The sequence below is a fragment of the Rhodococcus sp. ACPA1 genome (genome assembly GCF_002300195.1).
Lineage (GTDB): Bacteria > Actinomycetota > Actinomycetes > Mycobacteriales > Mycobacteriaceae > Rhodococcus_F > Rhodococcus_F opacus.
Genome location: NZ_NSDX01000008.1, coordinates 316,156 through 342,370, shown reverse-complemented (window position 1 = coordinate 342,370; position 26,215 = coordinate 316,156). Strand labels below are relative to the sequence as shown.

At 64.1% G+C, this 26,215-nt stretch carries 21 protein-coding genes and 2 pseudogenes; 11 read left to right on the top strand and 12 right to left on the bottom strand.

Annotated elements, in window-relative coordinates; genetic code table 11:
- Window positions 1-61: 61 nt before the first annotated feature.
- Complete coding sequence (locus CJ177_RS47020; RefSeq protein WP_143548759.1) at window positions 62-865, bottom strand: hypothetical protein; 804 nt, start codon at window positions 863-865, stop codon at window positions 62-64.
- 112 nt (window positions 866-977) lie between these two features.
- Here CJ177_RS47020 and CJ177_RS34620 point away from each other — a divergent pair, with 112 nt between their 5' ends.
- Complete coding sequence (locus tag CJ177_RS34620; protein ID WP_095869786.1) at window positions 978-1,286, top strand: hypothetical protein; 309 nt, start codon at window positions 978-980, stop codon at window positions 1,284-1,286.
- Between the two features lie 121 nt (window positions 1,287-1,407).
- On the opposite strand, the gene CJ177_RS34615 is transcribed toward CJ177_RS34620, so the two are convergent.
- The gene (locus CJ177_RS34615; RefSeq protein WP_241031747.1) at window positions 1,408-1,794 is read right to left on the bottom strand and encodes a DNA-binding protein; all 387 of its coding nucleotides are present in this window, start codon (window positions 1,792-1,794) and stop codon (window positions 1,408-1,410) included.
- Between the two features lie 1,096 nt (window positions 1,795-2,890).
- Between CJ177_RS34615 and CJ177_RS34605 the strand changes: the two genes are divergently transcribed.
- Entirely contained in the window at window positions 2,891-3,160 is a 270-nt protein-coding gene (locus CJ177_RS34605) for an Atu4866 domain-containing protein (RefSeq protein WP_095869784.1), read from the top strand.
- Window positions 3,157-3,888, top strand: a complete 732-nt coding sequence (locus CJ177_RS34600) for an SDR family oxidoreductase (RefSeq protein ID WP_095869783.1) — start codon at window positions 3,157-3,159, stop codon at window positions 3,886-3,888. Before CJ177_RS34605 ends, CJ177_RS34600 begins: the two co-directional genes overlap by 4 nt.
- Before the next feature lie 496 nt (window positions 3,889-4,384).
- Here the strand turns inward: CJ177_RS34600 and CJ177_RS34595 are convergent, their stop codons facing one another.
- A complete protein-coding gene (locus CJ177_RS34595) occupies window positions 4,385-4,786 on the bottom strand; it encodes an SRPBCC family protein (protein ID WP_095869782.1) in 402 nt (133 codons plus the stop codon).
- Between the two features lie 161 nt (window positions 4,787-4,947).
- On the opposite strand from CJ177_RS34595, the gene CJ177_RS34590 reads away from it, so the two are divergent.
- Window positions 4,948-5,805 (top strand): helix-turn-helix domain-containing protein, encoded by an 858-nt coding sequence (locus CJ177_RS34590; protein WP_095869781.1) that lies wholly within the window; start codon window positions 4,948-4,950, stop codon window positions 5,803-5,805.
- Window positions 5,806-5,900: 95 nt separating this feature from the next.
- On the opposite strand, the pseudogene CJ177_RS34585 reads toward CJ177_RS34590, so the two are convergent.
- Window positions 5,901-6,777 (bottom strand): annotated as a pseudogene (locus CJ177_RS34585) (IS5 family transposase).
- Window positions 6,778-6,823: 46 nt separating this feature from the next.
- Window positions 6,824-7,390 carry a flavin reductase family protein gene (locus CJ177_RS34580; protein WP_095869780.1) on the bottom strand — a complete coding sequence of 189 codons (567 nt, stop codon included), beginning with the start codon at window positions 7,388-7,390 and terminating at the stop codon, window positions 6,824-6,826.
- 113 nt (window positions 7,391-7,503) lie between these two features.
- Between CJ177_RS34580 and CJ177_RS34575 the strand changes: the two genes are divergently transcribed.
- Complete coding sequence (locus CJ177_RS34575; RefSeq protein WP_095869779.1) at window positions 7,504-8,379, top strand: helix-turn-helix transcriptional regulator; 876 nt, start codon at window positions 7,504-7,506, stop codon at window positions 8,377-8,379.
- A gap of 65 nt (window positions 8,380-8,444) precedes the next feature.
- Here CJ177_RS34575 and CJ177_RS48695 read toward each other — a convergent pair.
- A pseudogene (locus tag CJ177_RS48695) lies at window positions 8,445-9,005 on the bottom strand (hypothetical protein).
- A gap of 517 nt (window positions 9,006-9,522) precedes the next feature.
- Between CJ177_RS48695 and CJ177_RS34565 the strand changes: the two are divergent.
- The 3 genes from CJ177_RS34565 (at window position 9,523) to CJ177_RS34555 (ending at window position 11,904) form a co-directional block, all read left to right on the top strand.
- A complete protein-coding gene (locus CJ177_RS34565) occupies window positions 9,523-10,299 on the top strand; it encodes an SDR family oxidoreductase (RefSeq protein WP_095869778.1) in 777 nt (258 codons plus the stop codon).
- Between the two features lie 227 nt (window positions 10,300-10,526).
- Window positions 10,527-11,519, top strand: coding sequence for a cation:proton antiporter (locus tag CJ177_RS34560; RefSeq protein WP_143548758.1), 993 nt, complete (start codon window positions 10,527-10,529; stop codon window positions 11,517-11,519).
- Entirely contained in the window at window positions 11,449-11,904 is a 456-nt protein-coding gene (locus CJ177_RS34555) for a cation:proton antiporter (protein WP_218835153.1), read from the top strand. Before CJ177_RS34560 ends, CJ177_RS34555 begins: the two co-directional genes overlap by 71 nt.
- Window positions 11,905-12,326: 422 nt before the next feature.
- Here CJ177_RS34555 and CJ177_RS34550 read toward each other — a convergent pair whose 3' ends face one another.
- The 5 genes from CJ177_RS34550 to CJ177_RS34530 form a co-directional block, all read right to left on the bottom strand.
- Window positions 12,327-13,082 (bottom strand): GntR family transcriptional regulator, encoded by a 756-nt coding sequence (locus CJ177_RS34550; protein ID WP_241031749.1) that lies wholly within the window; start codon window positions 13,080-13,082, stop codon window positions 12,327-12,329.
- A 349-nt stretch (window positions 13,083-13,431) separates the two neighbouring features.
- Entirely contained in the window at window positions 13,432-14,598 is a 1,167-nt protein-coding gene (locus CJ177_RS34545) for a CaiB/BaiF CoA-transferase family protein (RefSeq protein ID WP_095869775.1), read from the bottom strand.
- 1 nt (window position 14,599) lies between these two features.
- The gene (locus CJ177_RS34540) at window positions 14,600-15,751 is read right to left on the bottom strand and encodes a zinc-binding dehydrogenase (RefSeq protein WP_095869774.1); all 1,152 of its coding nucleotides are present in this window, start codon (window positions 15,749-15,751) and stop codon (window positions 14,600-14,602) included.
- Window positions 15,752-15,772: 21 nt separating this feature from the next.
- A complete protein-coding gene (locus CJ177_RS34535; protein WP_095869773.1) occupies window positions 15,773-17,290 on the bottom strand; it encodes an aldehyde dehydrogenase in 1,518 nt (505 codons plus the stop codon).
- Between the two features lie 111 nt (window positions 17,291-17,401).
- Window positions 17,402-18,772 carry an MmgE/PrpD family protein gene (locus tag CJ177_RS34530; protein ID WP_095869772.1) on the bottom strand — a complete coding sequence of 457 codons (1,371 nt, stop codon included), beginning with the start codon at window positions 18,770-18,772 and terminating at the stop codon, window positions 17,402-17,404.
- 448 nt (window positions 18,773-19,220) lie between these two features.
- Here CJ177_RS34530 and CJ177_RS34525 point away from each other — a divergent pair, with 448 nt between their 5' ends.
- From CJ177_RS34525 to CJ177_RS34515, 3 genes are all read left to right on the top strand, one after another.
- Window positions 19,221-20,606 (top strand): MFS transporter, encoded by a 1,386-nt coding sequence (locus tag CJ177_RS34525; RefSeq protein ID WP_240960787.1) that lies wholly within the window; start codon window positions 19,221-19,223, stop codon window positions 20,604-20,606.
- Between the two features lie 9 nt (window positions 20,607-20,615).
- Window positions 20,616-21,362 carry a GntR family transcriptional regulator gene (locus tag CJ177_RS49235; RefSeq protein WP_095869770.1) on the top strand — a complete coding sequence of 249 codons (747 nt, stop codon included), beginning with the start codon at window positions 20,616-20,618 and terminating at the stop codon, window positions 21,360-21,362.
- Between the two features lie 103 nt (window positions 21,363-21,465).
- Window positions 21,466-22,725, top strand: a complete 1,260-nt coding sequence (locus CJ177_RS34515; RefSeq protein WP_095869769.1) for an MFS transporter — start codon at window positions 21,466-21,468, stop codon at window positions 22,723-22,725.
- A 6-nt stretch (window positions 22,726-22,731) separates the two neighbouring features.
- Here the strand turns inward: CJ177_RS34515 and CJ177_RS34510 are convergent, their stop codons facing one another.
- Window positions 22,732-26,208, bottom strand: a complete 3,477-nt coding sequence (locus tag CJ177_RS34510) for a serine/threonine-protein kinase (protein ID WP_095869768.1) — start codon at window positions 26,206-26,208, stop codon at window positions 22,732-22,734.
- Window positions 26,209-26,215 lie beyond the last annotated feature (7 nt).

The following is a 26,215-nucleotide window of genomic DNA, read 5'->3' as shown; positions in this document are numbered from 1 at the left end:
GCGGTGTGCCGCCTCGCAGACCCCCTGCTTTCCTTCTTAGTGCCGGCTGTCCTCGGTGGCATCAGGTTGGGCCAGCGGCGGTACCTGCGCTAGGTGTTCCCGAACAATCTCTGTCATCGTCTTCCGCTGATTGATGATCGTTGAGTAGCACTCGCGCAGTCCAGATAGGTCGGGCACGGACCGCTGAATCACTGCTTGCTGCGAGGCGGTCGCACTCAATTCGTGGAATCGCCGCGTATCGATCTACAGCGTCTTTAAGAGCCGCGTGTGTATGTGGCTCACTCACGATGAGGTGCGCAGTACTAAATCCCATTTCTATGGACATCAGGCCTCGTATCCAGATCTCGGCCTTAGCCATGAACTCTGCAGCTGCATCGTTGGTGCGTGGCATCGAGGGCACATCTTGCAGGAGTTCCAGGAAGGATTGGAATGGGAAGGCGAGGTTTGCTATCTCTTCCCAAATCGGCGGAATGCAGCGGATCTGTTCAGCGCGGCGCTGTGCGTCAAGTTCATTGGCGAGCAGTTCGTCTGACTTCATGAGCTGTGCGGTGTGCCGAGCTTCAGCAGCGACCATCTGTTCAACCGAAACTGCGTGTACCCGTTCCAGCTCTTTCACTAGGCGTTGGTCTGCCGCTTCTAGTTCACGGGTAAGGCGCTCATCGGCCTCAACCTTCGCGTCAGCTGCATCATCTCGCGCGCTCTTAATCTGCCAGAGCGCGACAACTACCGCTGCCAGCGCCCCGAAGCCGCCGACCCAGCCACCGGCCGCTGACCATTGATCGACGCTGAAGCGGGTGCCTGTGATGAAGACGAAGATATAGTGGCCGGCCACTACAGCCAGGACTAAGAGAACAACCGCTCCCATACCGGCTGCCAGGTACCACGCCAACTTCTTTGTGTCACGGGTGGACTCTAAGGTAGGGGCGGCTCGGCAAACTTCTCTGCAGTCCGTCGCTTGTCCCTGATGTCGTTCACCGGTGACGTTGCCGCCGCACCCCATCTTCAGCGCCGACCAGTCCCGGCCCCGACTCTCCCGGTTCGGCAACCGCACACTCAACTCCGCCATCCATGTCGTCGCCCTGAGTCAGGCAACGGTCTCGGGCAACGAGGATCACGCCTATACCGGGCGCAAACTCGACGAGGGCAAGACCGCCCGCGAAGCCCAACGCCGTCTCGAACGGCAGGTCACCAAGACGCTGTGGCGGACCATGCGCCGAGACGAAACCCGCCGCCGCCTTGAGTCCGGAGGCGTCCCCGAGGGTGTCCCGTTCAGCGCCCGGGGCTGAAAATCTTCAACCACTGATTCGGCTCTATCCTTCCGATTACCGTTTTCTGTGTCGGCCTTTCTGAGCCGCCCGGAAGGTCCCGACGCCCCGGGATGGTCACCCCCGGTCGGGCTGTCGGTGGCTATGCGCCGCGGCGGGCGCGGGCGCGCTCGACCACGGACTGCTGGAGCACCCAGGTACAGCCGACACGGGTGGCCGGCAGCACCTTGCCCTTGATCGCCTTCAGTACGCCCTGGCGGGTCATTGACGAGGCCGTCGGCGGCCTCCTGCACCGACACCAGCGGCGGAGGTCCATCGCGTCGGTGAGGCGATCGAAATCGGCGGTGGTGAGCACCCGCAGCGACCGCAACGGCCAGGGGGAGGTCTCCAGGACCGCCAAGGCCGTCGAGGTGGCCTGCCGCACCGATTCGGCGGGGATGGTGAACACGACCTCGGCGTGGCCGAGTTCCGAGCGCGCGGCCGCGCCGCACAAAGATTTCCCTGCAACGTCATTCGCCGCATCCACCATGCGGATGACCTAGGGTCTTGGCGAGCTTCGAGCGTTGTGGCGGTCCCGCCGGGCACGCCGCCTGTCCGGATCGAGCCTGCGTCGCATGTCCTCGGACGCGTCCGGACCGGCGACGAACTCGGCCCTCATCGAGGACAGCGGCCGGCCACTGTAGTGATCGACGAACTCGGGGACGATCTCCGATCCGGTGACCTGATCGACCAGGACGACGTTGCGGGCCGTCCGCCGCGTTCTTGGTCCCCCAAAGGTACAAGGCCACGATGACCGGGCGTGGTCACGCCCCTTGTCTGTGACGATGTACTCGTAGCGGGCCTGTTTGGTCGAATACATCGCGGTGATTCGGATCGTATTGTTGCAGTTACGGTGTCCCGTAGCACCGTCTCGTAGGCGTCGTCGAAATCCGCCTGCTCACCGCTGGAGATTGCGATCGCGCGATCTGGGCACGCACTCATCCCGGCGTCCGCCAAGGCTGAGGAATCCGCCCGTAATCTGGTCCGCGCCCGCGAGGCCTCGCGGCAGGATCACGATCTGTGACTGCGGCAGCAGCGGTTCGCATAGGCGTCGACGCGCGGTATTTGATCTGGAGTTGTCTGGACACGGCACGGCAGCGACGGTCTCACAGGTACCGAATTGTTCGTGGTTGGCGAACGCCAGCATCGGGTGAAATCCGAACTCCCTGTTGTACGTGGCGGATGCCTAGTCCTCTCGGAACGGGCGGTCACCAACGTCGCATCGAGGTCGATAACGGTCGGGGTGATGCGTGATCGTACTGGTCGCCCGCGTGCGATCTGGTGTTCCGTCATGTGGTGGCACGCCGGTGTCGATCGCGCCGAGGACCGCGGGTGTGAGCAACCGAGGTCCATCGCCGCACTCTCGCGACGCCGTGTGCGCAGGTCATCGATGCCAGGCTGCCCGGCAACCCCTCTGTGCGCCCCAGGGTGGAAGGCGTGATCTCCGCCCCATCGGTTTGAAATGTCCCACGCGTCGCGCGAGGTCGCGACCTGACTGGGTGCGCGGCACCTAGTCGAGCTGCGTCCTGTCTACGCATCCCACTTCTCGCAAGAATTGGATCACCAAGTTGTGAGAGAGGATCGTGATGGATGAATCCGGAACCACCATCGACCGGGCAGATGTCATCGGCATGTGGGTGACAGCAGACGGCTTCATTCGCCAGGAACTGCGTGCGGATGGGCGGTACGACGAGGCGCGTGGCACACGGCTGGGTGCGTACACCGGAAGTTACACGGTGACAGGAAACCATCTCGACTACATCGACGACCTTGGTTTTACCGCAACAGGAGACATCAGTGACGGGGTGCTGTTCCACGAGCATCTCGTCCTATACCGAGAGGACAAGCAGTCATGAGCGAGCACAAGGTAGTCCTGATCACGGGGGCAAGTAGTGGGATCGGGGAGGCGACAGCGCGGAAGTTAGCCGCCGACGGCCACCACGTCTTTATCGGCGCACGGCGCACAGAACGACTCGAGCACTTGGTCCAGGAGATTGGCGATGCCAACGGCGGTGCAGCATTCCGCAAGTTGGACGTCACTGACTTAGCCGACGTCCAGTCCTTCGTGGAGACTGCCCGCGAGCGTTTCGGTCGCGTCGATGTAGTGGTCAACAACGCCGGAGTCATGCCCCTGTCGCCGCTGGCCGCGCTGAACATCGACGAGTGGAACCGGATGCTCGACGTGAATGTTCGTGGCGTTCTCAATGGCATCGCCGCAGCACTACCGGTCATGCGGGCACAAGGTAATGGACATTTCGTCAACATCGCATCCGTCGGGGCATACGAAGTGGTGCCGACAGCGGCGGTCTACTGCGCGACGAAGTTTGCGGTGCGCGCGATCTCCGAAGGGCTGCGACAAGAATCGTCAGGCGATGTCCGTGTCACCGTCGTCTCTCCAGGTGTGACGGAATCTGAATTAGCGGATAGCATTTCGGACGACATGGCACGCGAAGACATGAAGGCATACCGCGCCGTCGCACTTCCGGCCGCGGCGATAGCCAATGCGATCGCGTTCGCCATCGATCAGCCGGCGGATGTGGACGTGAACGAGATTGTCGTTCGCCCCGCCGCGAGCGCACAGTAGTTCGGCCGGACCGAGGTGGTCGTCTCCCGACGAGACGGCCCCCCTCAGACCACTCGTCAATTTCCGGATGTCGTCATGCCGATTGCCGATATCGCCCTCAGATACACGGCATTTGGTCGCAGACGCTGTGGCCCGGCTGGACAACACTAGTTGGACGGGTTGGTGACATCTGCGTACGTCCTCCCCCTGATCTGCCTTGTGTGCTCGCTGTGACGGGCACAAGCGTACCGAGGATGATGAAACCCGGAAGCGACGCCGTATCTGCAGCCAGGCTGGGCGGTCCGGTTGCTACCACAGACAGTGCTGAGGACTGTCCTTTGCCCGCTATAAGATACAGCGGCGAGTTGACCGCCTGTCCCGTGGCCGGTCCGGCCCGATGCTGCCGCGTTTTGCAGACCATCCTCGGATGGGCGTCATCACAAACGTTTCCGGGGCGTCATTTCGAGGACAGTTCGTGAAGAACGGCGTCCTCTCGGGTCGCGGATGCTCCGAAACGTCACCGCACGGCGGCAGCCAACCCGCCTTCGTAGAAGCCGGTGATGAGCTGGCGAGCCTGCTCGGCAGGGATTCCGTCGGCGTCGAACTCGGCGTCCCAGGAAACAACGGTCTCCCCTGACTCGCCGTCCCGGGCGACGGCAACGGTTGCCTGGTAGTTGCATACGGGAATGGACCCACCAACCATCTTGTAACTGTACGACTGCTCGGTCTGATTGATCAGTTCTTCGATCGCCTCACCACCACCTTGCAGAGCGACGCAGCGGACGCTGTTCCGGCTGTCGTCGCGTGCAGTGTGTTCGGCATCGGGATGCCAACGATGGATGGCAAAGAAGTCTCCGATTCTCCCCCACACCAACTTCTGGTCCAGCGGGGTACGAACTTCTGCATGAACTGTCAACATGCTCCTCGGATCCTTTCGTGGTTGCTGTGGGTCGTGTGGTCCGGATTCCGCGCCGGACGCTGGGCGTCGGCGATGGTTCCACTGTCGCCGAAGACCGGCCCGTCTGTCGTGGGTGCAGTGCACCCACCCACTACCAGGCAATTCAGAACTAACATTGGGAAATGCCTTCCAGCGAACTCGGACATTTCCTTCGGTCACGTCGTGCTCAGGTTTCACCGAAGGACGCAGGAATTCACGGCTATGGCACTCGAAGAGTTTCAGGCCTTCGACGTGAGGAAGTCGCGATCCTTGCGGGACTGAGCTCCGATTACTACACCCGCTTAGAGCAAGGGCGCGAACGTAATCCGTCCGCTCAGGTGCTCGACGCTCTCTCGCGCGCGTTGCGCCTCGATGCCGACCAGGAAATGCACCTGTACCGGTTGGCCCGGCTGGTGCCGAGCGCCCGCGGGTCCAGTGCACGGGAGTCGGTCAGTCCGGCACTTCTCCAGTTGATGGATACCTACGACTCGACTCCGGCGTTCGTGTTGAATCGGACACTCGACATTCTCGCGTGCAACCGGCTCGCCGAAGCGCTCTTCTCGCCGTTCACCGCTGCTGACAATCTGCTGCGGATGGTGTTTACCGATCCAGCGGGAGCGTCTTTCTACGCCGAGTGGCATCGCGCGGCACAGGCCACCGTCGCAACATTACGTTTGGCCGTCGGCCACGACCCGGATGATGCTCGTCTCACCCAGTTGGTCGATGAGCTGTCGGCGGCCAGCCCCGCGTTTCGCCAGTACTGGGAAGAGGGGCAGGTGCGGGGCAAGACACTGGATGCGAAGGAGCTCGTTCATCCCGATGTGGGAACGTTGAGCTTGACGTTTCAAGCTTTCGATGTGCGTGACAAGCCGGGACAACAGTTGGTGATTTATCAGGCGGAGCGCGGGTCCCCGAGTGATCAGGCGCTGAAGTTGCTTTGTTCGCTCACTGCGACCAGGGACCGGGAGCGGCGGGAGGCGGAAGCAAGTTCGCCCGACTGACGTCGCGCGGCTACCGACCCCCACTCCTGCTCCCATTTGCTGAGCTTGAAACGGGGCTGCACACGGGTGCCGGGATATTGACTAGAGCGTGTCTGCTATCTACGGACGCGATGATGAATGACGAGCGCAGCGACGAGTACGCCACCGAGGAAGGTGGTGGCGTACTTGTCGTAGCGAGTGGCGATGCCACGCCACTGCTTGAGACGCCCGAAACCACGCTCGACGGCGTTGCGTTCGCGGTAGCGGTCCTTGTCGAAGGCCGGCGGCCGACCCCCGGCCGATCCTTTCGCCTTGCGACGTCGGATCTGGTCGCGGCGTTCGGGGATGGTGTGCGAGATTCTGCGTTCCCGCAGGTCTTTTCGGGTGCTCGGGTGCGAGTACGCCTTGTCGGCCAGCAGGCGAAACGCTGCGGTGTCGTGGGCGCGGTGCGCGTCGAGCAGCGGCGCCAGGTAGGGGTTGTCGCCGGCCTGTCCCGGCGAGAGCAGCAGCGTCAGCGGGCAACAGAACGTATCGGTGAGGGCGTGGATCTTGGTGCTCAGCCCGCCGCGGGAGCGGCCGAGTGCGTGGTCGGCGGGTTCGTTGGCCAGATTCTTGTCATTCGACCGAGCCCCCTGTGTGCGCACCGGTCAGGGCGCCGGCCGAATGCTGGTGGGCGCGGACAATCGTCGAATCGATCGACAGCAGACGTTCGAGCTGTTCCTCTCGTTCGGGGGCTGCCGCCCGCACCGCGGCGAACATCCGGATGTAGGTGCCGTCGTCCGACCAGCGGCGATGCCGTTCCCAGATCGACTGCCACGGGCCGAAGTATTCGGGCAGATCGCGCCACGGTGATCCCGTTCGGAACCGCCAAGCGATTCCTTCCAGGGTCAACCGGTGGTCGTTCCACGGACGCCCCCTTCGGCCCGCCAGTGCGGGTAGGACGGGCTCGATCACAGCCCACAGGTCATCGGAAATCTCATCGGCGCGCAACACATACCCAGCATCACGCTTCAAGCATCAAACATTAAGCAGACACGCTCTAGTCGATCAACGATGGCCACTTCGTCATCCGCTTACGGAGGTCGATCGCCTCACCGTTCTCGGAGAACGTTCCGTCGCCGCGGTGATGGATCTCGCCCGTGCCTCGCTTCGAATCGTCCACCCACACATGCTGGGCCTGGACAATCCAGAGTCCGTAGTCATCGACGAGGCGATCGTCGACGACGCGGCATTCGATATTCGCGAAGCACTCCGCGACGAGGGGGGCCGCAACGGATGCCGATGCCAGCGGGGTGAGGCCGAAACGCTCCCACTTGTCGACGTCCGCACCGGATACGTTCCCGACGTCGACGACCTGCTCAGCGAGTTCGATGGCCGGGATTGCAATGACGCACTCGCGGGTGTCGCGCAGCGTGTCGAAGCTGTAGTCCCACGGGCCGAGCACGAATCCGATGAGACCGCCATGTTGCACGGGCATGTTGAAACCATTTGTCATCAGATTGTCATGCCGTCCGTCGGACGTCGAAATCATGATCACAGGGCCTGGCTCGATCAGTCTGTGCACTTTGGAAATTGGGTACGGGGAGAATTGATCCGGACCAGTCATGCGGTTTTCCTTCCGATCAGGTTGATTACCTATAGTTTTCAGGGTTCAGCTGATGGTCGCGTGGCCCTTTCACACCCCCCTTGGAACTTGACCGGTTGCCTTAGAATCAAGCCATGGCGAGCACTGAGTTGGGGGAATTTCTGCGGGCCCGACGTGCTGCTGCATCACCGGATTCTGTTCCGTTTGCGTCCGCGGGACCTCGGCGAGTGCCGGGGTTACGCCGGGACGAAGTGGCCATGCTGGCCGATGTCAGTCCTGACTACTACCGCCGGCTGGAGCAGGGCCGTGAACGTCACCCGTCCCAAGCGGTCCTCGAGGGGCTCAGTAAGGCTCTGGTTCTTACTTTCGAGGAACGTCGGCACCTCTACTCGCTGGCAGGTGTGGCGTGGCGACTCGACGGTGCCGAGCTTCGCCGGGAGGTCGATCCCGCGTTACTGCGTTTGATGGAGTCCTGGGAGCGCTCCGGCGCGTTCGTACTCGATCCGGTCTTGGACATCTCGGCGATGAACTCCCTGGCGGTGGCGCTGTTCGAACCGTTCGCTGATACGACCAATCTCGTGGAGATGGTTTTCTGTGATCCGGCCGCCCGTGAGTTCTTTGTCGATTGGGAGGAGTCGGCGAAATCAACGGTCGCCAGTCTACGAGCGACCGCCAAGTTCTCCTCGACTCCTCACCGGTTCACCGACCTCATCGCCCGGCTCGAGGCCGGAAGCCCTCGTTTCTGCGAGCTGTGGGCCCGACATGAGGTACAGCCGAAGACTCATGAAGTCAAACAACTGCGCCATTCCACCGCCGGCGAGCTCACGATCGAATTTCACGCATTCGGTGTCCCAAGCGCGCCCGGTCATCAGCTTCTGGTGTACCAGGTCGAGCCCGGCTCGCTCGGCGAGACCCGTCTGCTCGACCTGGCGACACACCGCATCGATGCCGGTGTACGTAGCGCACAGCCCGCTGGGCAGGCGGACCGACCCACCGCGTCAATGGATTAGATACGAAAGCAGGCCGAGCAGCGCCGAACCACCCAGCGGCTTCATCGGGGTCGTGCACTTCAGACTCAAGCCGTGAGGGCGGAGAACCGCCAGTCGAGGACGGACGCGTCGGTGCGGTCGCGGTGTGTGAGAAACACCAGTGAGTGAAGGTGCAGGACCTCACGGTCGCCGAGGGCGTCGGTGCCTTCGACCTGCAGTTCGCCTGTGAGGATGTCGCCTTCGGAGACCGGCCCGGTGTGATCGCAGGAGGTCCAGCCCAGGACCGTTCACCAGGTTCGGGAGGACACGGGTGGCCTGGCCGAGGCGATGCCGATCATGTGCCGCCGTAGACGAGGCGGCCGGCGGCGCTGACCCGTTCGTGGTGGGTGGCGGCGATGTTTGAGCTTGAGCCGCGCCAGTTTCGGGGCGCTCGAGACCATGTCGCCGCTGCCGAACACCGCCCCGAGCCCGGCATCGAAATGCGTGCCCGGCACCCGCGTGCGGTACGCGTCGATGCCGGTCAGCGCCTCATCGACGATCTCAAGGTCGCGTGCGGTCTCGTTCTTCGGGAGCATGATGTTCGCCAGGCCAGGCCAGGCGCACGCGGCGAGGTCGTCCCGTGTCCAGGGGGTGGTCAGCCCGTTCACCCGCACCGACACACTGCCCTCGCGCGTCGGTCTCGGTCACCAGTCGGCGCACGAGGTCGCGGGCCTGCTCCTTGTTTCGGCGGTGACGGAGTCCTCAAGGTCGAGACCCACCCTCCCCTGCGGTCGAGGCCAGCGCCTTGCGCGCCTTCCATTTGTCGGAACCGGGCGCGATCAGCACTGACCGCCGCCGCTTAGCTATCTCATTCACCACAGTCTCCTTCGACACTATTCATCCGGTTGGTTTTTGGTTTGCAGCACGCCTGATGGAGTGAGCGAGAACATGCACTGATCAGTCAAAACATCTACTAACACACAGTTTCATCGGTTGCACTGTGACCGCACCGCTAATCATAGGGAGGATACGTACGGATGAATTGGGTAACGGTTTTGCGGTTTGCCTGGGTGTGGTGCACCTAGGCAAACCGCGGCCTGTTCGCCCACCCCGATCACGCCGACGATGGAATCCGTACCCCGAGGAACCACACCTCGAAACACCACCGTCAAGGAGACACACCCCATGAGCCAGGTCCTGACCGGAACCCCCCTCACCGGCCGCATCGCCGTCGTCACCGGCGCCTCCAGCGGAATCGGCGAAGCCACCGCCGAACGACTCGCCCAACTCGGCGCCAAGGTCGCCCTCCTCGCCCGCCGCACCGACCGCATCACCACCACCGCCAACCGCATCAACGCCGCCGGCGGCACCGCGATCGCCGTCACCACCGACGTCACCGACCGCACCGCCCTGCAAGCCACCGCCGACCGCATCACCACCGAACTCGGCCCCGTCGACCTCGTCTTCGCCAACGCCGGCGTCCAGCTGATCTCCGAAATCGTCGACCTCAAGGTCGACGACTGGGACACCCAGATCGACCTGAACATCAAGGGCGTGATGAACACCATCCAGGCCTTCGTCGAACCCCTCGTCCAGGCCGCCGCCGACGACAAACCCGCCGACCTGATCACCACCTCCTCGATCGCCGCCACCCGCGTCCTCGAAAAGTTCCAGGTCTACTCCGGCACCAAGGCCTACATCAGCCAGCTCACCCGCCTACTGCGCACCGAACTCGGCCGAAAAAACGTCCGCGTCTCCACCATCGAACCCGGCATGGTCGACACCGAACTGCCCGACCACGTCACCGACCCCGACGCCAGCAAACTCATGGCCGACCTGATCGACCAGATCGACGTCCTCCAATCCGAAGACGTCGCCGAAACCGTCGCCTTCCTCACCGCCGTCCCCAAGCACGTCAACCTCACCGAAATCACCATCCTCCCCACCGCACAAGCCATCTAAACCCACCCACACCACCGTTCCCGCCCCCGGGCAACCCGAGGGCGGGAAAGGTCCCCACTGGATCAAAGAGGGACGAACACGACGTGGGTCTCCGACCCTCGTCGTGCAATCTCATTCCGGACCCGCCTCGAGGCGGGTCCGACAACGTCTGTCTGGCGGCCGACCCACACCTTCCGCCAGCGCAGAAAGCACGTACCCCGCAGCACTCAATAGCCATGAGGTGACCATTGCAGTCGATTCAACTACTCGTCGCAGTGCTCGGTACGGTCATCATCTTCAGTATGGGGCGCTCGGATTCGGATGGTCCAACCGGCCGCCCTGCTGCTCGGTGGCTGCCTACTGGGTTGAACCCGACTATTGCTGCTTTCGAGTTGCCCCCCGAGTGGGTCCTCGTCCTGTTCCTTCCTGCGATCTTGTACTGGGAGGCTCTGACGACCTCTACGCGAACGGCGAGTCGCGATGCCCGCTCTGTGGTTCTGCTGGCGGTCGTGCTCGTGGTTGCCACGACCGCCGCAGTGGCCGCCTGCCTGCATTGGATCCTGGACATTCCGTGGGCGGTTGCGTTCGTCGTCGGGGCCGTGCTTGCCCCGACCGATGCCGCCGCCATTGCCGCGCTGGCTCAGCTCCTACCGCCCCGGTTCATGACGTTGCTGCGAGCGGAGAGCCTGATCAACGACGGGACTGCGCTGGCACTTCTGGCCACCGCCGTCCCGGTCGCGATCGGCGCGCGCCATCTCGATCTGCTGCACATCAGCTGGGCCTTCGCCGCAAGCTATCTTGGCGGGGTGGTGTTCGGTGTCGCGGTCGCCGGGACCGCACTGGTCGCTCACCGGTTTCTCCGAGACTGGATGCTATCGAGTGTGCTCAGCGTCTTGACGCCGTTTGTGGTGTACCTGCTTGCAGAGCAGATACATACCTCGGGTGTCATTGCTGTCGTGACGGCGAGTTTCCTGCTTGCCCGGCGTGGACCGCGTGTAATTCCGCCAGCCACTCGAATGCAAACTCAGCCTTTTTGGTCACTGACTACGTATGTCCTCAATTCGGGACTGTTCGTCTTGGTGGGTACTCAAATCCCCTCCGCTGTAGATGATCTGGCGCCTCAATCGTTGATTGGTAGGGTGGGCAGCGGTTGTCTTGGCCGGTTTCGGCGTGATCGGTTGTCGGCTGCTGTACTTCTACACGATGCCTTCCGTGTTTCGGGCCATCGACCGCCGCGGTAGTCAAGTTTCACGCCGGATCAGTGTGCGTGAGCGTTTTCCGCTCGCATGGTCCGGTGTCCGTGGCGGGGTATCGCTGGCCGGCGCGCTCGCTGTTCCCGACACCACGGCAGATGGGCGTCCCTTCGAGTACAAGAGCCTGATCGTGTTCATCCCAGCTGGTGTCATCGTTGTGACCCTGTTCGGGCAGGGCATGTCCCTGCCGCGCGTGATCAAATGGGCCCACTATGACTCCGTCGACGACTCTGCCGGACAGCGGACAGCGGAAATCGCTCTGACCGAGGAAGGGTTGCGGTATGTGACGGACCCGGCTCAGCGCGACACCGCCCCCCCCCCCTCCCTGCCGATCGGCTCGACGCCGAGCTTCAGGAGCACCTGCGCGCACTGACTGTCCGGCAGGAGGACCCGGTATCGCTCCAGATACAGATACTGACGATGCGCCGGGCGATCCTCGCTGCCCAGCGCAGTCGGCTTCTGACCATGTTTGAACGACACGAGATCGACGATGCTGTGTTCTTACGGGTCCAGTCGCTGCTGGATACAACCGAGGCGAAACTGAACTCGACGGTGACGTCCTGCCCGGAGGAGCCGAGCGCGAAAAAACTGTAGCGAACAGCTCTGTGGCAGCGTTTAGTCGTCGAGATGCGCGCGAGGGCGCGCGATGTCGACACTCAATGCGGACTTCGGACGGTTGTACAAGGGGCCAACCAGGGCCACTTACAGCGTCCCAATCGTTCACTCAACAAGGAAATGTGCGGCTCGCCGCCATGCGCTATTACGGCCGCGAGTCACACGTTCACTTCCTCGTGCTCAGGCTCCTCGCCGCCGCAATTCCATGCGGTACGAGTACCGGCGCGGATTGAAGTGAGAGGACGTGAATTCGACGAATTTCCCGTCCGCGTCGTAGTAGAGACGCTCGATTAGCAGTATGGCGTCTCCTGCTTGACATCCGATCAGTTCGGCTTCGTACTCCGGGGCGTTCATGGCGGTGATCTCTTGCCGTGCGCCCATGATCGGCTTGGTGAGCAGTTTTTCTGCCGCCCCGATCACGGTTCCCTCGCCGACCGACGGGACCCCCTCCGCGGCCAGTTTCGCACCGAGGTCGGGTTCGACGTAGTGGCGCGTTAGGACAAAGGGGATCCCCTCAAAGGAACGGCGAACGGTGGCCTTGCTGACCTCGATGTACGGCAATTCCAATCGGGACGCGATGGAGGGCTCGACGACGACCGTGAATGGTTCGATCACCTCGGTGTTCGTGTCGGGCCAGACGATGATTTCGTCGAGGGATCCGATCGAGCGGACGTAGCGGCCCCGGGTGTCCTGTTGGCGGCCGCTCACATAGGTTCCGCTGCCCTGCACGCGGTAGATCAGCCCGTCGGAGAGCAGTATCTGCAGGGCTTCGCGGACCGTGTGACGGCTGACGTTGTGGACCGACTGCAGCACGCTTTCGGTGGGCATCTTCCGTCCGACCGAGTAGACACCGGCCTCGATGTCGGTCCGCAACTTCTCGGCCAGCACTTTGTACGCCGGCACACCACGCTCCGCGGGAGCTACCTTGTTCGTCACCACGGGCCCCTCCTTCTCCCTGATGCGGCCGGCAGGGTTCCATCCACCACACTAGTGCTCGTCCGGATGAATCTTCAACGGGGGCCGCTCCGCATTGGTGATCTACTGCGAAACCAGAGCATTCGTGGCCACAGAGTCCATCTCGACATCTGTAGCTCGAAAATTGATACTGATCAATCGAGTATGGAGGTGTGACCGTTTGCGATCACACCTCCATACTCAGTCCGTCCGGCGCCGGAGTCAGGCCGCCGACGGACTTCCGTCACCAGAACACGGCCGCGATACGGATGTCGGGCTAATCGCGGCGGTACTGGTGTCCCCGCCGCCGCCTGCATGTCGGCGGGGTGCGTCAGGCGGTGGTCGGTTCCACCTCCGTAAGCAGTTCGTCGTTGTGCTCGCCGAGCTGGGGCGCGGAGTCGGTGCGCGGCTCCTCGTAGATGTCGGTCAGGAACGGTGTCCGGATCATCCGACGGCGACCGGCATGCGGATCGTCGATCTCGAGGAACATGCGACGCGCGTCGAGGTGTTGGCACTGGTAGAGCTCGTCGATGGTCTGGGTTTCTCCGGCGGGAAGCCCATGCGCGGCGAAGTGCTCGACGATCTCGCGGCGGGTGCGGGACCGTGTCCACCGTTCGGCTTCTGGGCGGATCACCGATGCGAAGTTCTCGGCCCGGTGAACGACGGAGTCCAGCAGCGGATGGTCGAGCAGGTCGGGCCGCTCGATTGCCACACACAGCCGCCGCCACATCTCATGGGTGGGCAGAATCAGTGCAACATAACCGTCCTCGGCTTCGAGAGCGCCGAGTGGCGAATACCGATCCACCCCGCGCACTCGATGCTCGCCCGTGAAATCCCACAGCATGAGTTCGCGTTCGAGCAGGGACGCCACCGAGTCGTACATGCTCTGATCGACGAACGTACCCGTACCGGACTGGTGACGGCCCTCAAGAGCGGCGAGCACGCTGACGGTGGCATGCACGGCAGTGAAGACGTCCGCGAAACCGGTCACCGTCGGCAACGGCGGGCCCCCCGGTTCTCCGGTCACCGCCATCAGCCCACCAATCGCCTGGATTGCGGTGTCGAAGGCCGGCCGTTCGGCGAATTCACCCCGATGTGTCGACAACCTCCCGTATCCGCTGATGGCGCAGTAGATCAGGCGTGGATTGATCTCCTTGAGCGCGTCGTATCCCACTCCCATGCGGTCGACTGCCCCGGGGCGAAGGTTCTCTACGACGACGTCGGCGGTCGCCGCCAAAGCCAGGTACCGTGCTCGGTCACTCTCCGCGCTCAAGTCCAGGGTGACGGACTTCTTGTTGCGGTTGTAGCTCAGGAACCCGCCGCTCATGGACCCGGTCTCGGTCTGCTCGAGCGGATCATAGATTCTGCGCGGATCGCCGCCGTCGGGCCGCTCGATCTTGATGACCTCCGCGCCCAGGTCGGCCAGCATCATCGCACAGTAGGGGGCGGCGATGTACTGGCCCATCTCGAGCACACGAATGCCGTCGAGGGGCCTCACGTCAGATTCCTTCGGTTCCGTGCGGGACGAGCATCGGCTTGATGTCCTCTTGCGCCCGCATCCGCGTCAGCGCCTCGGTGGCCTGGTCGAGCCGGTACCGGTTCGGGACCAGTGCACCGAAGTCGTACTTGCCGTGCGTGTTCTTCATGAATTCGAGTGCCTTGCGGTACTCGGCGATGTGTCCGGACCAGGTCCCCATGATGGTCAGCTGCTGTCGGGTGATGAAGCCGGGCCGGACCGGGACTTCCTTGCCGGGGCCGTCGATCTGGCCGGTGACCATGTAGCGGCCGCCTTCTTTGATCATTCCCAAGCCTTCCGGGAATGCGGTGCGTGCGCCGGAGAATTCGAAGACAACTTCGGCGCCGTGGCCGCCGAGCAGGTCGCGGACCGCGGCGATTCGGTCTTCGGGTTCGGGGTGTTCGGCGACGGAGACGAGGTCGGTGGCGCCGTATTGCTTGGCGATGGCCAGGCGGTTGTCGGGGGCGCCGATGGTGATGATTCGCCCGGCGCCGAGGTGATCGGCGAGGGCGGTCGCGAACAGACCGAGCGGGCCGGCGCCCTGGATGACGACGGTTTCCCAGGGGTTCATCTTGCCGATGCGCTCGAAGGAGTGCACGACCGTTCGCAATGCGCAGCTGGCCGCTGATGCCCAGGAGGTTTCCACCTCGTCCGGCACGCGCACTCGTCCCGAGTTGGGGAAGACGTAGGCGTATTCGGCGAAGCCGCCGACCAGATACGGGGGACGTTCGCAATTGGTGAACATGTAGTACTGGCGGTTGGTGCACAGGGTGGGCTGGTTGTCGAACCGGCAGTGCTCGCACTGGTTGCATGAGGCGTGGGTGAAGCAGATGCGATCGCCGATCTCGAGCGGTGTACCGAAGGTGTCCCGCTCGGCGCCGTCACCGAATGCGATTACCCGGCCGACCATTTCGTGTCCGGGGATGACGGGCAGATCAAGCGCTTGGCTGCCGCCGAGGGAGCCGTCCCACAGGTGCAGGTCCGATCCGCACACCGTCGCGGCTTCGATTCGGACCAGGAGTGCGCCCGGTTCGAGGGTCTGAGGCACTGGAATTTCGCGGATCTCGAGCGGCTCGCTGTGCTTGGTGAGCACCGCCGCCCGGCTGGTCTTGGGGATGTCGAAGGTGGTAGTCATCAGTTTGTTCTCCTCGTGGGCTCAGCCGAGTTTGAAAGGGTCGCGGCTTTCGCCGGTGAGTTCGACCCAGATGGATTTGGTCTGCAGGTACGCGTCGAGGCCTTCTATGCCGTTTTCGCGGCCGATGCCGCTCTGGCCGAAGCCGCCGTAGGGGACGTTGTTGGCGAGCACACGGTAGGAGTTGACCCAGATCGTGCCGGCCTCGAGGCGGTGCGCCACGCGGTGTGCGCGTTGGATGTCTTTGGTCCACACCGCCGCGGCGAGTCCGTAGGTCGTGTCGTTGCCGATCTGGACCGCCTCCTCTTCCGAGGTGAAGGTGATGACCGACAGCACCGGTCCGAATATTTCTTCCCGTGCCACGCGCATCGAATTGTCGACGCCGCTGAGGATGGTGGGCTGGAAGAAGTACCCGTCGGCCAGGTCGGTGTCTTGCGGACGCTCTCCGCCGCACACCACCGTGGCGCCTTCGCTGACTCCGAGGTCGACGTAGTAGCGAACCTTCTCGAGTTGCTCGGCGAAGGCGATGGGGCCCATTTCGGTTTCGATGTCGAGCGGATCACCCATCTTGATCTGGGGTGCGCGCTGGGCGAGCCGTTCGACGACGGCGTCGCGGATCGATTCGTGGACCAGCAACCGACTTCCTGCGATGCAGGTCTGACCGGTGGCGGCGAAGATTCCTGCCATCACCCCGTTGACGGCCGCATCGATGTCGGCGTCGGGGAAGATGATGTTCGGGGACTTGCCGCCGAGTTCGAGGGTGACCTCCGCGATGTGGTCGGCGGCGCTCTTCATGACCGCGATTCCGGTGGCAGTCGATCCGGTGAAGGTGACTTTGTCCACCCCGGGTTCGGCGGTCAGCGCGGCTCCAGTGGCTCCGGCGCCGGTGACGACGTTGAACACTCCAGGCGGGAAACCGGCTTCATCAACGAGTTTCGCGAACTCGAGGGTGGACGACGGCGTCTGCTCGGCCGGCTTGGCGACAAATGTGCATCCCGCGGCCAGGGCGGGCGCGAGCTTGCTCGCCAGCAGGAACAGCGGGCTGTTCCAGGGCAAGATTGCGGCGACCACGCCGATCCGCTCGCGGCGGGTGTAGGTGAAGAAGTTCGTCTGGGGCGCGGAGATGGTGTCACCGAAAATCTTGTCGGCAGCGCCGGCGAAGAATTCGTAGGTCGCCGGTAGCCCGGCCATCTGGCCGCGTGTCTCGCGGATGACCTTGCCGTTGTCGGTGGTCTCGATGCGCGCGAGCTCCTCTGCTTGGGGCTCGATCAGCGCCGCCAACCTGCGGATCAGGACACCTCGCTGCGCCGCGGACATCGATCCCCACGGCCCGGACAGCGCCCGGCGTGCGGCCTCGACGGCCTTCTTCACGTCGGCCGGTCCAGCGAGTGGTGCAGTGGCCCAGGCCTGCCCGTTGTACGGGTTGACGGTCTCGAAAACCTCACCGGAAATCGCATCGACCCATTCGCCGTCGATGTACATCTTTCGGTGTTGGAGTTCACTGTTTCGTCTCTCGGCGGTGGCAACGACGTTCTCGGTCATAGTGCTCTTTCTCGTTTCACGGCCGGACCGAGTGCCCGGCACTGTCAATTGGGGCCGCGGTATCGGCTTCGAGGTACCGCGCACATCAAGGAGGATGTGGGGATGCTGTCCTCACGTTCCGACGGAGATTCCCGCCAGTGCCGACCGGATCAACGGGTCGACGGAGGACGCCTGCGGCAACGTGGCCACGCTGTCGACCAAGGTCTCCAATTCCTCTGCCACCAACGGAATCTCGGTCGCGAGGCGTTCGGCATTGCGGACGACGCCGTCCATGTGCCACGACAGCATCGCATCGGAGTCCTCGATGGCGTCGTGGACCGTGGTGCCGTCGATCTGGGTCACGGTGGCGTGTGCGGTTTTCGCTGAGCGTCCCGGCTCGGCGACGAGGTCGATCTTGCCGATGAGGTCGAGCACCTGGGGATCGGTGAACTGTTGCAGCAGGTCGTAGGTGATGTCGCCTTGGACGAGACCGGTCGCGAAGGCGAATCTGGCGCTCATGAGTGTCTGTGAGGTGCTGGCGAAGGGCCCCCGCGAGGGCATGCCCGGATAGGTGGCTTCGCGTTCGTTCATCCGCAGCCGGATCGACGCGACCTCGTCGGCGCGGAGACCGGACTCGCGAAGCCGCACCGCGAGCATGGCCGGCGCCTGATTGAACGCACACACCGGGTACGGCTTGAAGGTGACGTCGAGGATGTTCCAGGACCGGCCGAGGTCACGGGCGAGTGTTTCCGCTGCCTCCCGCGATCGCGAGAAGCAGTCGAGGAATCCTGCTTCGGCCTCGAACGCCGTCCGGGACCCCGCGACACCGGTTTCGGCGAGTTGCGCTGCCATCAGCCCGCTCGTCGCCGCGATCCCCGACTGGAAATGCCACTCGTCGGTTCCCGCACCGAACGATTCGGACGTGCCGCCCGAGATCGATGCGGCGATCGCCAGTGCGGAGGTCATGCGTTCGCCGCTCAGGCCGCGGATCCGCCCGACGGCAGCGGCGGCAGCCACCGGCCCGAAGACCGCCGTCGCACGAAAGGGCGGGGTGGTCAGGTCCGTGAGCGGCCCCGACAGTGCAATACCCACCTCGTAACCCGCGACCACCGCCGCCAGCAGGGTCCGGCCGTCGACAGCGCTGGACTCTGCGGCCGCCAGGGCTGCGGGGATGACGCTCACTCCCGGATGAAAAGTACCGTGTGTGTCTTCCTGCGCCCGGGCATGCAGATGCACTCCGTTGATGAAGGCCGCCGTCGAGGCCGGATGCCATTGCCCGGTCACCAGCGAGCGGGCGTATCCCTCCAGGTTCGGAGGCGAACTCACTCCAGGGCTGGCCTGCTCGGCCTGTCGACCGAAGCCGGCCGCAGACCCGGCCATCCCCACCGCCAACGCGTGGATGAGGCACCCTGTCGTCCGCTCGACGACCGATTGTGGAAGCGCATCGACCTCCAGACCTGCGGCGAAGACACCGAGTCGTTCGGCGATCGTGCTGCCAGACATGCGCACTTCCCTTCCATGATTCGTGGACACGTCAGTTGCGGTTCCTGTGGGAGCCGCCCGCGGACGCGGATCCGATCCCCGCCGTCGCCACAATTTGTCCGTATGACTTGAGACACTATTGCGAAGTCTTACATCTGTCAATCATGACGCAAATGGAAACCGACCCCTTCCCATTCCGCCCATGGACTAGACGCCAGTGGGCATTCAATTGCCAGTTCACAGCATTTTCGTCGGCCAGTTCCCGCCCAGCGGCCGGCGCGCAACTTTTGAGGGGTTGACGCAAGCACCGACCCTGACTAGCTTCAAGTCATCCGTACAACTGTGGCTTACTTCACTGCGAGCTGCCAGGCGGAGGATCATGGGCGCGCCAAAAGACCGATCAGATTCCCGCAGGACCAAATTCACGTCGTGGCGAAAGAAGTCCACGACGCTTCCCGAGGAGACCTCGATGACGAACCCACCCCCTGTATCGCCGTTACCCCCCACGATTGCGGGAGATGCACCGACGACTGATGCGCTGACCTCATCGGGGACGCTGGCACCCCACGTGTCTCGACGCGTGGCCGTCGCCGCGGGCATCGGCCACTTCCTCGAGTGGTTCGACTTCGCGGTGTACGGGTTTCTGGCCGCGACCATCGGGGCGCTGTTCTTTCCGTCCGGGAACGCCACTACGTCGCTGTTGGCCTCCCTCGCCGTTTTCGGCGTCGCGTTCCTCTTTCGTCCGCTCGGGGGGCTGCTGATCGGGGCTTTCGGCGATCGCGCCGGTCGCCGTGCGGCGCTCTCACTCGCAATCGTCGTCATGGGTATCTGCACCATCGGCATCGGCATCCTGCCGACCTACGCCACGATCGGCCTTGCCGCTCCCGCTCTTCTGGTGCTCCTTCGGTGCGCCCAAGGATTCTCCGCGGGTGGCGAGTACGCCGGCGCAGCTGCCTTCCTCGTCGAATATGCACCGGCCCGCCGACGCGGGCTGTGGAGCAGTGTGGTCTCCGCCGGCGCCGGCATCGGGGTCATGGCCGGGGGTGCGGTGACCTTGCTGCTGACCACCCTGCTGTCCGACGACCAGATGACGACCTGGGGTTGGCGCGTCCCCTTCCTTGTCGCCGGCCCGCTGGCCGTCCTCGGCCTCTACGTCCGGCTCCGGCTCGAGGACACTCCCGTATTCCAGGAGCTCCAGCGCGCTCACGAGGTCGAGCACGCCCCCCTGCGCAACGCCGGCAAGCACAGCCGATCCGGAATCCTCCTGGTGTTCGTCTGCACCGCGGTGACCGGCCTCGGCTTCTACTACCTTGCAACCTTCGTGGTCACCTTCCTCACTGTCGAGGTCCACATGACCAAGACCGCCGCCCTCGAACTCGCGGTGCTCGGGTTGCTCATCTACTCGCTCATGTGCCCCGTGGCAGGGATGATCGGCGACCGTATCGGTCGTCGACGCACGATGCTGCTCGGCGCCGGTGGCATTGCTCTGACCGCGGTCCCCTGCTTCGTTCTGCTCTCGACCGGCACCTGGTACCTCGCCCTGATCGGCCTGGTGATTTTCGCGGCCTTCGAGGCTCTGGCCAATGTCATGCTCGGCGTTCTCATGGTCGAGCTCTTCCCGGCCCGACTGCGGGTGACGGGTAGCTCGATCGGCTTCAACGTCGCGCAGGCCCTCATCGGCGGGCCCGGCCCGTTCATCGCCACCGCCATCGCAGCTGCGGCAGCGCTCATCGTCGCGCCCGCTCTCTACCTGGTCGCGATTGCAGCGCTGTCGTTCGTGCTTCTGCTGCGGTATCTGCCCGAGACCCGCGGGGTGTCGCTGTTCAGCGAGGAAGCACCCTCCGCGAGGAAATGACAGACAGGCGTGATTGTGGAGACGCATTCGTATCTCAGGCGTCCCGCGTACCGGCTTGTCGCCGAACAACTTCGGCGGCGAGCCGAACGCGGTGAGTACGCCGTGGGTGACAAGCTGCCCACCGAAGACCAACTTCGGCAGAGTTTCGGCGTCAGCAGACACACGATCCGGCAAGCGATCGGTCACCTGGTCGAGGAGGGCATGGTGCACCGCGTCCAGGGCAGTGGCACGTACTTGATTGGGCACGAGACGAACTCAGGTCGCTACCAGCGTGCAATCGGATCGCTCGACGAAATCATGAGCTGGCCCGGCACCACCACCCGGTTACTCGAGCCTTTCCGACGGGGAGTGAGCGAGCCCGCGATCGCCCGCGACCTCGGTGCGGATATCTCAGACGTCCGCTGCGCACTCGTCCAACGCTGCTACAACCATGCGCCTTTCGCCTTGACCCGGCACTACATGGTTTCTTCATTGGCGGACAACGTGATCGAGCGGGGACTGTGGGAGACCGACAGCACGATCATTCAATCGGCAGAGCGATTACTACCCGAGAGCATCGTCTCCGCAACTCAGAATATCCACGCCACCCAAGCCGCGGAGGCGGAGAGCGAACTGATCGGATGCTCGGCGGGAGACGCCGTCTTGCTCATCGAGCGGCTGTACCACGACGCCGGGGGGCGGCCGGTCGAGTTCACCACCTCGCGACTCAATCCCCGCCGCTACAGCTACCGGATGGACCTGCGCCGGAGCCGCTGATGGGGGGCCCACGATCCGTGCCCGGTGTGCTACTGGGCCACCACGAAGCGAAAGGCGCGACCATCACACGGTTCACCCATCGGGAACGCACGAAGGAGGCGGTGTGGGCCTACAGCCGAACACCGACATCGGTCCGATCAACGTAGTCCGGGATCGATATGCCCCGTCCGGACGAGTAATCGTCATTCTCACCGTTACGGCCATCACCGCTGTGGGACAGATGTACTCGGTACTGGCGCTACTTCCGCAGATGGCCGCTACCTTCGGTGTCGACCCTGCGTACGTGACGGCAACCTCCACTGTGTTCGGCGTCGCCTATGCTCTCGGCTTCCTCGCCGCGGGGCCGCTGGCGTCGCGGTTCGGGCCGCATACCGTGATGACGGTCGGCCTGTTCGCCGCCGCGGTCGCCACCCTGCTGGCAGCGCTGCCGTCCACGCTCCTTCTGGAGTTGATCGCTCGCGCGGGGCAGGGCTGCGCAGCCGCCGCCTTCGCCCCGGCCGCGTTCACATATATCGCCGAGAGCATCGATCCGCGCCACCGCCTACTCGCTTTGAGCTGCTTGACCAGCGGTTTTCTCGCCGCTGCGGCGGTAGTTCCCGTCGCTGCGCAGATAATCGCCGCTGCTGCTGGCTGGCGCGCGGTCTTTGTGGTCGGCGCAGGCGCGCTCGTGCTGGCAACCGTGGCAGTTGCTGCGTTGGTTCCGAGGGCGCGGCCCAGGGACCACCCCCGTGGTACGCGGCTTTTCGGAGTCCTGGTGACGATTCTGGGCAGGTGGCGGTTGGTCGCGCTGTTTGGTGCTGCAGCCACTTTCCTCGGGGCGTATGTCAGCATCTTCACCACCATCTCGCTGGTGGGGCCGCCTTCAATTGCCGGAAATCCCGAGGCCCTGCAGGTGCTGCGATTGGCCACCGTGCCGGCGCTGCTCGTCATTCCATTTCTGGGTCGGGTGCTGAGGCGGTGCCGACCGACCCGCCGGGGCGCGGCGGCGATGGGTGTGGCGGCGATGTCTGCGGGCGGATCGGTTCTGTCAGGTTCCCTGGTTGCCTTGTCGATCACGGTGCTGGTGCTCGTGGCGGCCATCGCCATTACGGCGTCGGCCATCGTCGAATCACTTCTGGCGCAAGTACATCCGGAGGAAACGGGCGGCGCAACGGCACTGTACGGATCCTTTACCTTCCTCGGTGCCAGCGCCGGTCCGGCACTCGCTTCGGGGGTCAGCCCGTGGGGATTTGGCATCGGCATGCTTACGGCGGCCATCTGGCTCGCCATCGGGGCGGGCCTGATCCTCTTCTCTGCCGCGGGAACCGTTGCCCGGCAGTCAGTTCAGCACAACACCGACGATGCGGTGTCCCCCCTGCGGTAGGGGGTCTCACGTCAGGCCGGCATCAGCCGCGAGCGCCGCCAACAAGAAGTCGCGGGGCACGTCCGACGAGTGCGGCGGATGAGTTGGTGGATGGTCGGTGTCGACGATGTGTTGGAGGGTGTCCATGACGTGTTCGCCCCCGTCGGCGAGGAACCGCACCAACCCGGCCTGCGAGCAGCGGGCTATCACCTCGGTGAGCACCTTTCCGGCTTCTTCGCTGCGGCCGGATGCGGCGAGGCAGCCGGCCAGCAGTCGGCGGGCCCGCAGCGCGGCCCGGTGGCGTTCGCTGTCCGCGAGGCGCTCTGCCCACTCTCTGGCCCACTGGCATGCGAGGTCGGTATTCGCCGGGGATCCGGTTCGCACCAATCCCCGGATTGCCGCCTCCTCCCGGTACTGCGCGATCGCCTCGTCGAGACCGGACACTTGCTCGGCGCGTTCGGCATAGGTGAGGTCCTCAGGTTGTGCATCTGAGGACGGCAGGACGAGATCCAGGCGCGCCGCTTCGTTGACGATGGCGCTGTGGAGCCTCGGCAGCTGCATCTGCATGGAGAATCGTGCGCCCTCGTCCAGCCGTTGAACCGCCGCCGAACGGTCACCGCGAATCGCTTTGATTCGGGCTCCGACGACGTACCGGGTGATCTTCAAGTCGACGGCGCCCGCGTGTGGCCCGAGGTCGAATCCGTCGTCGAGCAGTCGCTCGGCCTCGACGATCTGACCCTTCTCGTACAGAACTTCACCGAGCAGGCCCCCGGCCAGCCGAGCTGTGTACGACCGACGTCCATCCATTTGCTGAGCGATCTTCATCGCGGTTCGGAAACTCGATTCCGCCAAGCTCACGTCGAGTTGCTCGAAGGCGGCTATACCCACCCAACAGTGTCCGTGCACCGAGTTGTACGGCCCGTTGTTCCGCTGGTGATACGTTGCGGCCCATTGCTGAAGGGCATAGGCGGCGCGATAGTCCGCTTGGCAGATTGCGGCGAACGTCGCGACGTTCGCCGCGACGGATACGACCCACGGCCTGAGGTCATCGGGTCGATCGAGACACGGACGCACCAAGTCGTCGATGCGAGAGGCGCGGTCGGCGCGCAATTCCACGACTGCTCTGACCACCGACGCTTCGGCGGCCAGCGCGGGGGTGTCCGGGTCGCTGCGGTGGGTGAGCGCGGTATCGACGCGGTCGAGTGCCTGCAGAGCCGGGTCGGGGTTGTAGAGCAGGATGTTCGACCAGGCGGCGGCGAGCTGCAGCCGCGGATTCGATACCGCGCTGTCGATCGGCAGCTTGTCGACGAGTCCACGCAACGTCGACATCTGCGAATGCTCGAGCAGATACGTCCCGTCGCGTTCGATCAGTTCCACCGCACCGGTCGTATCGCCGGCACGCAGTGCGTGATCGACCGCTTCGCTGAGGAAGTGGTGCTCGGCGAACCAGGTGGAGGCGGAGCGATGCAACTGCGTCGATCGTCCGGGAAAGTCGGTGTCGAGGCGGCCGCGTAGGAATTCGGCGAACATGTGGTGGTAGCGGAACCAGTGTCCTTCGTCGTCGACTCGGCGCAGGAACAGGTCGCGTTCTTCGATCAGCTCGAGCATCGCCTGTCCGCGTCGCACGTCGGTCAGGGTGGAGGCGAGGTCGGCGCAGATGCGGTCGGGAATGGCGGTGGCCAGCAGAAATGCGCGTGTGTCCGTGTCGATGGAGTCGAGGACGTTCTCGGCGAGGAAATCTCCGATCGCTTGGTGGCGGCCCGAGAGGTGTTCGATGAAACCGGCGGGGTCCGCGGACGAGCGCAGAGATAGCGACGCCAGCTGGATGGCGGCGGCCCACCCGTCGGTCGACCTCGCCAGGTTGGCGATGTCACTTGTCGCCAGGTCCACTCCCGATGTTTCGGTGAGGAAGGTGCGTGTTTCTTCTTCGTCGAATCGCAGTACTGCCGAATCGATCTCGACCAGTTCGTCGAGAACGCGCATTCGGCTCATCGGCAGTCCTGTTTTGCTGCGACTGGTCACGATGACCTGGATGTGGTGGCACCCGTTGTCCAGTAGGTACGTCAGCGTCGCCACACTCGAGGGATCCGAGACCCGATGCCAGTCGTCGACGACGAGGGCCAGGTGTTGGTCCTGATCGTGCAGTGTGTTGATCAGCGTTGTCAGCACGTGCGGGCATGCGTGGTCACCGTGTGCTTCGAAGGTGTCCCGCAAGTCGGTCGCCACGGCCGGCAATGCGGTGGTGACGGCTTCGATGAGATGTGCGAGGAACCACAGCGGATTGTTGTCGTCTCGGTCGACGGTCAACCATGCGGTGGCGATGCCCTCGTCGGCGAGCTGACGGAGCCACTGTGCCGCCGTGGTGCTTTTTCCGTAGCCGGTGGGTGCGTGAATCACGGCCAGGCGCCGCCGTCGATCGGTGTGGAGAGCCTGCATCAGGCGGGCACGGGTGACCAGGGTGCGGCTCGGTGGTGGTGGTCGGAATCTGGTGGCGGGCGTGGGAGGTGCCGAGTACCGACCGGAGGGTGTCGGCGTCCGCGAGTGCGGTGACGGGGATTGGAAACCGGACGTTGATGAATGGTGTTCCGGGTCGGCGCTCAATTCTGGCGCGATCCCCTCGGGTGCGCTGCTCTCGGAGTTGTGGTGGACGCGGCGTAACTGGTCCGCAAGTTCGGCTGCCGAGCGGGGACGGTTGCCGCGATCGCGGTCCATGGCATGCTCGATCGCAGTGCAGAGTTCCTCGGGGATGTCTCCCCGCCAGTCACCTAGCAAGGGACCGGTCGGATTTGTGATGCGCCGGAACTGAGCGATCAGAGGCTCACCGCTGCGCCGTTCGAAGGCCGCGTGTCCGGTGAGCGCGCTGAACAGGGTCGCTCCGAGGCTGTAGATGTCGCCGGCTGGGCTGGGGGGATGCCCGAGCAGCACGTCGGGGTCGGTGTAGGCGGGTGATCCGGTCACGACACCGGCCGTGGTCTCGAATCCGCCGGTGATGCGGGCGATGCCGAAATCTGTCAGCTGCGGCTCTCCGAAGGTGTCGATCAAGATGTTCGCGGGTTTGATGTCTCGGTGCAGGATGGATTGCTGGTGGGCGGCCTCGAGCGCGTCGGCCACCTTGATCCCGAGGTGCAGGACACGGGTCCAGGAAATCGGACCCGACTCGATCAGTGCCTGGAGGGAGCCCGGCTCGTGGTAGTGCATGACGAGGTACGGTTGGCCGGCGCCCGTCGTTCCGACGCGATAAATCGTGACTATGTTGGGGTGCCCGGACAGGCGTCCCATTGCTTTTTGCTCACGGAGAAAGCGGGCCACGCCTTCCGAGTCGTGATAGGTGGTGAGCACCTTGACCGCGACGACGCGATCGAGAGTCCGCTCTTCGCAGCGGTACACCCCCCCGAAGCCGCCCCGTCCGATCTCGGTGGCGCACTCGAATCCCTCCGCCGCCAGCTCCGTGGCGATGTCTGGAGTCTGGTCGCGCTGTGTTGCCCCCGGATCGGTCTCGGCCATCTATCCC